Genomic DNA, 8,884 nt, shown 5'->3' with positions numbered 1-8,884 from the left:
CTAAATTGCAGTGTTTAAGACTTAAAAAAACGCCAATACAGAAAATAGACAATGACTAGGGCTTCTTTTGCCTTTTTTTTATTTGGTAAATTTCTTAACGTTTATAGCTAAACGACAACCGTCATCCCGCAGCGGGATCTATGTTAAGAGATACCGCGAATGAATCGCGGTATGACGGTTAAGTAGGGTGTCATTCCAGTGCTTGGCACTGGAATCCAGCCTTTATTATGCAGCCACTTGGTTGAAATTACGTCTTCTGGATCCCAGTGTCAAGCACTGGGATGACAGGAAGAGAAGGCTACTTGGATGACACCTTGACGATTTGAAGAATCATCATACCGCTACTTGTTAGCGGCTAAGAGATACCGCGAATGAATCGCGGTATGAAGGTTCGTGGTGGTATGACGGTTAAGCAATTTGTCATCCCGCTACGTGTTAGCGGGATCTCTTGTTAGCGGCTGAGATACTGCGGCGGTATGACGTAGAACTGCTGTCATTCCAGTCTGGAATCTAGAAAAAAAGAACCAGTGTCTGGACACTGGGATGACATCATAGAGGCACTGGCCCTGACAATCGTCATCCCGCTACGTGTTAGCGGGTGAGATATCGCGGCGGTATGACGGTTCGCGGTGGTATGACGACAACCTCGTCATCCTGCTACGTGTTAGCGGATGAGATACCGCGAATGAATCGCGGTATGACGTGTTAGCTATACCTTTTTTCTACTTAGCTTGGGTTATACAAGAAGTCTAATGAAGTGAAAATAAATTTATTTACCAAAATAGAGTTGCCTTGGTCTACAGATCTTAGTTTCTTTATCATTTATCATTTCATACCACTGAGTAACCCAACCAGTGGTTCTTGCAAGTGCAAAAATAGGCGTGAACATATTTGAAGGAATATCGATAGCATTCATTATTATACCTGAGTAAAAATCAACATTTGGATATAACTTACGCACGATAAAATATTCATCCTTTAAAGCTATTTCTTCAAGTTTTTTTGCAATTTTGAGCAATTCATTATTTTGTTCTAGTTTACTTAGAACCTCATGACAAGCGTCTTTCAATATCCGCGCGCGCGGATCATAATTTTTATAAACACGATGTCCAAATCCCATCAATTTAAATGGATCTTTATCATCTTTAGCTTTTTCGATGAATTTATCTATATCTTCACTTTGCTCTATCTCTTTTAGCATATTTATAACTGCTTCATTAGCTCCACCATGTGCTGGTCCCCAAAGTGTAGCAACTCCTGCGGAGAGGCTTGCAAACAGATTAGAACCAGCAGATCCCACCAATCTGACAGCCGCCGTAGAAGCATTCTGTTCATGATCAGCATGGAGAGTAAATATTTTATCCAGAGCTTTTGCAAAAAGGGTGCTTTTATCATTATCAACAGCATCGCCAAATATCATCTTTAAGAAATTTTCACTGTAACTTAATTCATTGTTAGCATTTATGAATTCCCGATTGTTGAGATGCCTATAAATCATTGCAACAATTGCAGGAACTTGTGCTATTGCAGAAATTCCAAAATCTAAATCTTCACCATTGACATTGTTGCCATGTGTTTCATGGTAAGATGCTGACAAATTTGCAAAACATGCAACTAAAATCGACATAGGGTGAGCAGTCTTTGGAAATGCTTTAATTACATTTGTAACTTGCTCTGATACTTTGGATGATTCTTGTATTTTGAGAAGAAATTTTTTGTGTTGCTCTGAACTGGGTAGTTCACCATAGAGCAATAAATAAATCACAGCAGTAAAACTATTATTCTCTGCCAAATCAGCTATATCATGTCCCCTATACTTAAGAACTCCTTCATCTCCATCAATGAATGTAATTGTGGAAGAGCATGAAGCTGTGGAAACAAACCCCGGATCATAAGTGAATAATCCTGTCGTCTTATATAAATCCTTAATATTTAACACGTCAGGACCTATTGTTCCACTTAATACGGGTAGCTCAATTTTTAATCCATTACTTAGTTCTAATAGCACTTTTTTATCCATTACTTAAGCTACTTAATTTTATACAGAATATACAAACTGAAGAGTATATATTAATACAGTTAACTTTACATTAACCGTATTAAGCGGTCATCAATGCTTTTACTTTTGCATTTAAGCGACTTATTTTACGTGCAGCAGTATTCCTATGAATAACACCTTTATTCACACACTTGTGTAAATTAGATTCAGCATTCCGAAATGCCAGAACAACATTTTCTTTGTCGCCAGACTTGATTATATCAACCAAATTTCTAATAGCGGTGCGAGTTTTGCTTTTCCGCATCTTATTTATTAAAGTGCGCTTTGCTATTACTTTTATCATTTTTTTAGCACTCTTATGATTTGCCATATATTAATACCTAAAATACTGTACTTTTCTTTAATTATAAAGTTTTTTTGTTAATTTGCAATATCAGTTTTTTCTATGGTTAATCTACTGCTTCTCTCTTCAATAATTTTTTCTAGACTTTGCAAGAATTCATTTTTGTTTAACCCAGGATATATTGGGGACAATATTTCTATTACTGCCTTCCCGGGATTCTTTCTCAGAGAAAGTATGCTTTTTGGCCAAAACAAACCAGTGTTTAAAGCAACCGGTAACACAGGAACAGATAATACGCTATATAAAGCAGCAATGCCTGGTTGATATTTTATATTTTGGTTTATAGTCGTTCTTGTACCTTCAGGAAATATTATTATGCTTCTATTTTCTTTTATACGCATTTTTGCTAGTTTAATTATATGGCGTATAGAACTGATACCATCTGAACGGTTAATAAAAATCATTTTCAGCGCTATAAGATGTAAACCAATGAATGGAATCCATTTCAATTCACGTTTTAAAATAAAAACCGCTTTTCTAAATAGTAGTATAAAAATAAATGTTTCAAATGGAGATTGGTGTTTAGATGCAATGATAAAAGGTTGCTTAGGAATGTTTTCCATTCCCCTCACTTCATATTTAATGCCACATAATAAACGCAGCATGAATAATACAACTCTCACCGAACAGACGAGGAAAATGGTTATTACATACTCAGGAAAGAAAATTACAGGGAGAGCAACTAAAGTATAGAATACTTCCCATAATATAAGGAAGAAATTAAACAGTAAACTTGAAATCACAAACTCACATAAACTTATTTGAATTTAACTTTACTACAAATTAAAAGCAATAAGTTTAATTATTGATCATCTGAGTAATAGGATGCGAATCAGCTAATTTGTCCTTTAACTTTTCGTTAGCAATATGAGTATATATTTGTGTTGTAGAAAGGTTAGTATGGCCAAGAACTTTCTGTATCAACACAATATTTGCTCCGCTATTTAGTAGATGGGTAGCAAAAGAATGCCTAATCACGTGTGGAGAGATCTTATTTTCATCAATATTGCATTTTCTTGCTAACTCCTTCATTAATTGACCGACCCTCTGCCTTGTAATTGGTTTATTAGGTTTATCACCTGGGAATAGCCAATCGGATTCCTTTTCGTTAGGGATCAGATTGTCACGAACTGATAAATAATTTCTAAGGCTCTGCAATGCTTGTCCATTAAAAAGAATTTGCCTCTCTCTACCGCTTTTTCCTTTTATTATTATATAGCATTCTTTGTTATTACTGTTTATTAAATGTGACACTTCACATAACTTCATATTAATTAGTTCAGAAACACGCATTCCAGAAGAGTAAAGGATATCTAAAATCGCACATAGTCTTTTACTGCTTATCTCTTTATTCGATTCGCTTGCTGATTTTCTCACTGCGTCCATTAGCAAAAATATTTCTTCGACACTTAAATACTTAGGCAAAGGACGAGAAACTTTTGGATTCTTTAATTCAGCATCATTAGCCGGTGCTGGGTTAAAATCCATTATTCCGTCATTAAACAGACACTTATAGAAATTTTTCATAGCGGATATTTTTCTTGATATAGAGCTACTTTTATATTTTTTTTGTGTACATAGAAATTTCACATAGTCTTTAACATTGGTTTTATTTACACCAACCAAGGTAGTGCTGCTTTCTAATAGAAATTCTTCAAACTGGTGTAAATCCGAACGATAACTTTCCAGAGTATTTTGTGTAGCGGACCTCTCTGAAGCCAAAGCATCTATGTAATATGTTATGTAAAGATTTTCTTTTTTATTTTGCGACTGTTTATTTTTCATTATCAGCTCCTATATTTATTTCTTCTGCTATAATTTGATTGGAAGTGTTTCCTGTGTGTCTTATGAGAAAATATGAGACAAACAAGGCATTTATCAATAGAGTGAATATCACAAACCTTTGCTTTAACCTTTTTTTTAAATTTAATCTTACTTTCATCATAGTTAAATTATAACGTCAAATCTATAAAAAACACCTTATAAAGTGAGCTCTACTATAAATATAGAATACTTCTTAGCTGTATCTATATTTATTATAACATAATATTTATTATAATTCTAACATAGACAGATAGAGATTTCAATTACGTTAGTGTTATGGGTGTTAATAAATTTTTAATATATACCTTTACAAAAGAAGAAATCAAATGGCATCTTTTTTTAATAAAGTGCTAATAAAAGGAACGGTCACATTTGACCCTATAGATTCATTATCTATCTTCTCTATAATTTTATCAATGCTATAGAAAGAACGTTCTATTCTTGCTAAAATATAATTAATCACTTTTAAATCAATTTTTAACTGTTTATCTGAAAATCGTTTTATTAGCATGATTCTTAATAATTCCTCGCTTGCAGGTAAAATTTTTACGCTGATAGTTGATAATATTCGAGAACTTAAATCTCTTAGTTTGAAGTTAAGTTTTTTTGGTGAAATTGAAGAAGTGATTAGCAGCTTCTTATCATTTTCTTTCATGTAATTGTAACAATGTAATAACATTGCTTCATCTTTAATGTTTTGTACGTCTTCTAAAATAAAAGCATCGCTATACCTAATCTCGCTTACAAAGTTATTCACATTGATAAAAATTGCATCGTTTATTGACTGCCAAATATGAGCAAGATGAGTTTTACCAGAGCTTTTAGGTCCAAAAAGAATGAGACATTTCCAAGATAAATCCCCAATTACTGAATTATATATGTGCTTATTTTCATCTAAGATGATGTAATTTTGCCGACTATAATCAGCTTGATTGTTGTTAAATAAATTTAATTGCACATTAAACCTCTTACGTGACCTCTTTCTGGTAGTAATTTTTGCGCAGAAATTTACTTACGCTCCTCAAATATCTCAAGTATTCTAGGCTCATTTCTCCTCTTACCATAAATTGATTATGCAAAAGGTCTGTTAGCCGTTTTTATAAAGCTCACTTTTAAAATATTTATTGATTGCATATTCTACTGATACATTGAACATTGCTATTATTGGAATAAAAAGTAATATACCTGTAAATCCAAAATATGAAGCGCATATAGTAATTCCCAGAATAATTACAGTTGGATGTATATGAACTTTTTTTCCTATTAATAAAGGAACTAATATGTTTGAATCTATTAATTGTCCAACACCAAATAATAGCAGAACGGCAGCACTTTCAAACCATCCACTAAATTGAGTAATAGCGCTCAAAAACCCAATAATGGTATATAATAATGGTCCTACGTAAGGTATGAACGTTAACATTCCTGATAAAATTCCAATAACAATAGAGTGTTTCAATCCGATTATGCTCAGGCTCACAGAGTAAAAGACCATCATGACAATACATACATTTACCTGCCCCTTTAGATAATTAGATATGATGAAATCCACTTTAGAAAAATAATTTACAACTTTTTCTCTATAAGAAACAGGAATTAATTTATTGGCTTTTTCTATAATTAAAGGCCAATCACGTAATATATAGAAAAACACCACAGGAGTAATCACCATTAATGATACCGTGTTAAAGCTTGAACTTAACACTTGGATTATAAAGTTACTAGCAATATCAAGAGCATTCATGAAATAAGATACATAGTCGCTATAATTTTCTGCTAGATTTTTAGATAAGTGATCAAATAAGCTATCCTCGATTTTTATGTTAAGAAATTCTAATACAGAGGGGATTACTTTAAATTTTAATGAAGGCACTTTACTCACTAAGAAATTTAATATTGAAGTAATTTGAACATATATAATAGGTAAAATAAATGTTATAACTAGTATAAAAGCTATTAATAAAACAAGTATTATAAAAATTACAGAACATGAACGCGGTATTCTATACTTTTCAAACTTGACTACTAGCGGATTAAACAAATATGCAATAACAATAGCTATTAAACATGGAAAAATCATAGGACGCATCAGGAATAACATCCCTATTATAAAAAGCAGTATAAAACAAATAGTTATATGATGTTTTTGCATGCTTTTAGCATAGTCAATTTACTGAAAAATATACAGTTTATTGTAAATACTATCTATTCATTGTTTTATCAATTTTATTAAGTATTAGATCAGTCAAATTTTCACCCAATTCCCAACTAGATAAAACTCCGTTATGTGGATCATCTTCATAACTTTTCGAATTAACAGTCTTGATCAGTTTTTCACGCGGCAACACATCATTTTCTATTGCGTGCGCCAATTGTGCAGGTTGTGGTATTAAGTGATCTCTTTTGCTATTAATGACTATTACTGGCATATTCAATTTTCCCTCATCTCGCAACTTTCGTATATCGTTCACTAAATCAAAATCTAGATCTAAAGCCTTTAGCAATTTTTTTAAAATGGATGAGGGCAACATACTTAAAATTTTTGCTTGAGGGATCGGAAAATGCCCTATTGCTGTATGAAAAGAGCTGAAAGCGCTAGTAAAAATAACACCTCCAAGTTTAACGTTTTTGTCTGCAAAGTGTTTCAAAACTGCCGATGCAACTGCTCCTCCAAAGGAATGGCCAAAAAGTATAATGTTTTCAGGCTTTACACCCTTGCCCATTAATTCATTGATTTTTTCTATCGAGGGCTTAAGCAAACTTTGATCTCTATTTATAAAGGGAATAAAAATAAGCATTACGGATAAAAAAATGCAAGTTAGAGCAGCTAAGCTTGCTAAACCAACTACTCCAGCTGTTATGGGGCTTATAAGTAGTAACATTGCAATGGGCGCTGATACAGATGCCACGAAGAACAAAAAGCTAACTGCGGCATAAGTTATGTAATTCTGAAATGCGCTTGGATATTTATGTGCATGGTTATTATTTGATTCATTTAAACCTTGTACATAATTGTGAGCACTTTTATAGTTATCCCCTATTCCATGAAAGAATATAAGGTGTACCTCATTTTCTTTATTACACTTAGTAATGTGCATTCTAGCATCGTATTATATCTTATAAGATAATACACTCTTTTTTTTAAACTGTAAATAATTTGTTACTATACACTTACGCTGAAAATGATAAATATGCACACTAACAGGCTTAAGAAATACAAAATAGCAGCATTAATAGTTGCAGCGGGAGTAGGCAGTAGATGCAGTAACACAATTCCTAAGCAGTATACAAAACTTGCAGGTAAATCTGTTTTATTTCATACAATTAAAAGATTTCTGGCTAACCAATATATAGATTACATAAGAATAGCAATTAATAGAGACCATGAAAGTTTTTATAGGGAAGCGATGGAGCTCTTGTACAATTATTATTTAAGTGAAAAATCAGCGGTACACTCCTTCCAGCGCGTGACGCTGGAATCTAGAAAAAAAGAAACAAGTAGTCAAGCTACTTGGATGACAGGAGGTGTAGACACTAAATTACTAAGTCCAATATATGGGGGAGAAAGCAGGCAAAGTTCAGTTAAACTAGGGCTTGAAAGCTTACAAAAAATTAACCCAGATTTTGTAGTTATACATGATGCTTGTAGGCCTTTTGTATCAAATGTTCTGATAGATAACTTGGCTCAGTCTATGATTAATGATCAATATACAGGAGTAGTACCAGCAATAGAAGTCGAAGATACTATGTCATTGGTGCGTAATAATTTCGTTGAATCTACGATTTCAAGAGGAAAACTCAGAGCCATACAAACTCCTCAAATTTTTAATTTCAAAGAATTATTATCGTACCATCAATCAGACAAAGAATTTACTGACGATTCATCACTAATGATAGAGCACAAAAAACATGTTGCGATTATTAAAGGTGAGAAAAGCAATTTTAAGTTAACCACAAAAGAGGATATCAATATGGCAAAGCTTCTCTTTGAAGAGCCAAAATTTCGTGTCGGAACTGGTTATGATATACATAAGTTCATTAAAGTTCAAAATGGTGCTGAGAGCTTTATAAAAATTTGCGGTGTGAAAATTGAACACAACATGGCAATAGAAGCGCACTCTGATGGTGATGTTGCAATACATGCAATCGTTGATGCAATGCTCGGAGCACTGGGATGTGGCGACATAGGAGAGCACTTTTCTCCTAGTTCCTCTGAATGGAAAGATTGCAATTCATCTCACTTTCTTGACTTTGCTGCTAAAAAAGCAAAGGAAAAAGGGTACAGCGTGTCTAATTTAGATATTACTATAGTTTGTGAGGAGCCTAAAATATCGCCTTACAAAGTAGAAATGAAGAAATTCATATCAAAAGCATTAGAAATTGATGATGAATTTGTAAATATCAAAGCAACTACTGCAGAAAAATTAGGTTCTATTGGAAGAAATGAAGGAATAGCAGCATATGTTTCTGTGTTATTGCATACAAACTTTTCTTGGAAATAGAAACGAAAAAACTTCCTTGACAAACCTCGCCAGCCCCCTTATCATGATAGTGAAGGTATTCAGTTATCTTCATCTGTGCAGATTAAACAGCAAGAAAACAACGTAGTTGGCGTCTTATTTTTAATTTTTTGCACTATGTGCACCTTATGTCTTCAC

9 protein-coding genes and 1 pseudogene are annotated in these 8,884 nt (G+C 33.2%); 1 reads left to right on the top strand and 9 read right to left on the bottom strand.

The window, feature by feature from the left end:
- Nucleotides 1–170: 170 nt before the first annotated feature.
- From OZD70_RS06095 to OZD70_RS01980, 9 genes and pseudogenes are all read right to left on the bottom strand, one after another.
- A pseudogene (locus tag OZD70_RS06095) lies at nucleotides 171–269 on the bottom strand (WPE palindromic element domain-containing protein); the annotation flags it as partial.
- Between the two features lie 500 nt (nucleotides 270–769).
- Complete coding sequence (locus OZD70_RS02015; RefSeq protein WP_275020522.1) at nucleotides 770–2,020, bottom strand: citrate synthase; 1,251 nt, start codon at nucleotides 2,018–2,020, stop codon at nucleotides 770–772.
- Between the two features lie 79 nt (nucleotides 2,021–2,099).
- Nucleotides 2,100–2,369, bottom strand: coding sequence for a 30S ribosomal protein S20 (gene rpsT / locus OZD70_RS02010; protein WP_010081981.1), 270 nt, complete (start codon nucleotides 2,367–2,369; stop codon nucleotides 2,100–2,102).
- A 50-nt stretch (nucleotides 2,370–2,419) separates the two neighbouring features.
- On the bottom strand, nucleotides 2,420–3,145 hold the full coding sequence (locus OZD70_RS02005; protein ID WP_275020518.1) for a lysophospholipid acyltransferase family protein: 726 nt from the start codon (nucleotides 3,143–3,145) through the stop codon (nucleotides 2,420–2,422).
- Between the two features lie 55 nt (nucleotides 3,146–3,200).
- Nucleotides 3,201–4,187 (bottom strand): tyrosine-type recombinase/integrase, encoded by a 987-nt coding sequence (locus tag OZD70_RS02000; RefSeq protein ID WP_275020516.1) that lies wholly within the window; start codon nucleotides 4,185–4,187, stop codon nucleotides 3,201–3,203.
- The gene (locus OZD70_RS01995; RefSeq protein WP_275020514.1) at nucleotides 4,177–4,347 is read right to left on the bottom strand and encodes a hypothetical protein; all 171 of its coding nucleotides are present in this window, start codon (nucleotides 4,345–4,347) and stop codon (nucleotides 4,177–4,179) included. The genes OZD70_RS02000 and OZD70_RS01995 overlap by 11 nt, the downstream gene beginning before the upstream one ends.
- A 201-nt stretch (nucleotides 4,348–4,548) precedes the next feature.
- Complete coding sequence (locus OZD70_RS01990; RefSeq protein WP_275020511.1) at nucleotides 4,549–5,184, bottom strand: DnaA ATPase domain-containing protein; 636 nt, start codon at nucleotides 5,182–5,184, stop codon at nucleotides 4,549–4,551.
- Nucleotides 5,185–5,313: 129 nt separating this feature from the next.
- On the bottom strand, nucleotides 5,314–6,378 hold the full coding sequence (locus OZD70_RS01985; RefSeq protein ID WP_182183627.1) for an AI-2E family transporter: 1,065 nt from the start codon (nucleotides 6,376–6,378) through the stop codon (nucleotides 5,314–5,316).
- 49 nt (nucleotides 6,379–6,427) lie between these two features.
- Entirely contained in the window at nucleotides 6,428–7,324 is an 897-nt protein-coding gene (locus OZD70_RS01980) for a PGAP1-like alpha/beta domain-containing protein (RefSeq protein ID WP_275020509.1), read from the bottom strand.
- Nucleotides 7,325–7,408: 84 nt separating this feature from the next.
- Between OZD70_RS01980 and ispF the strand changes: the two genes are divergently transcribed.
- Complete coding sequence (ispF, locus tag OZD70_RS01975; protein WP_275020506.1) at nucleotides 7,409–8,728, top strand: 2-C-methyl-D-erythritol 2,4-cyclodiphosphate synthase; 1,320 nt, start codon at nucleotides 7,409–7,411, stop codon at nucleotides 8,726–8,728.
- Nucleotides 8,729–8,884 lie beyond the last annotated feature (156 nt).

Origin of the sequence: Wolbachia endosymbiont of Drosophila tsacasi, assembly GCF_028982115.1 — a bacterium.
Taxonomy (GTDB): domain Bacteria; phylum Pseudomonadota; class Alphaproteobacteria; order Rickettsiales; family Anaplasmataceae; genus Wolbachia; species Wolbachia pipientis_B.
Note: the sequence above shows the minus strand (reverse complement) of the source record. Positions and strands in the feature narration are given on the sequence as shown.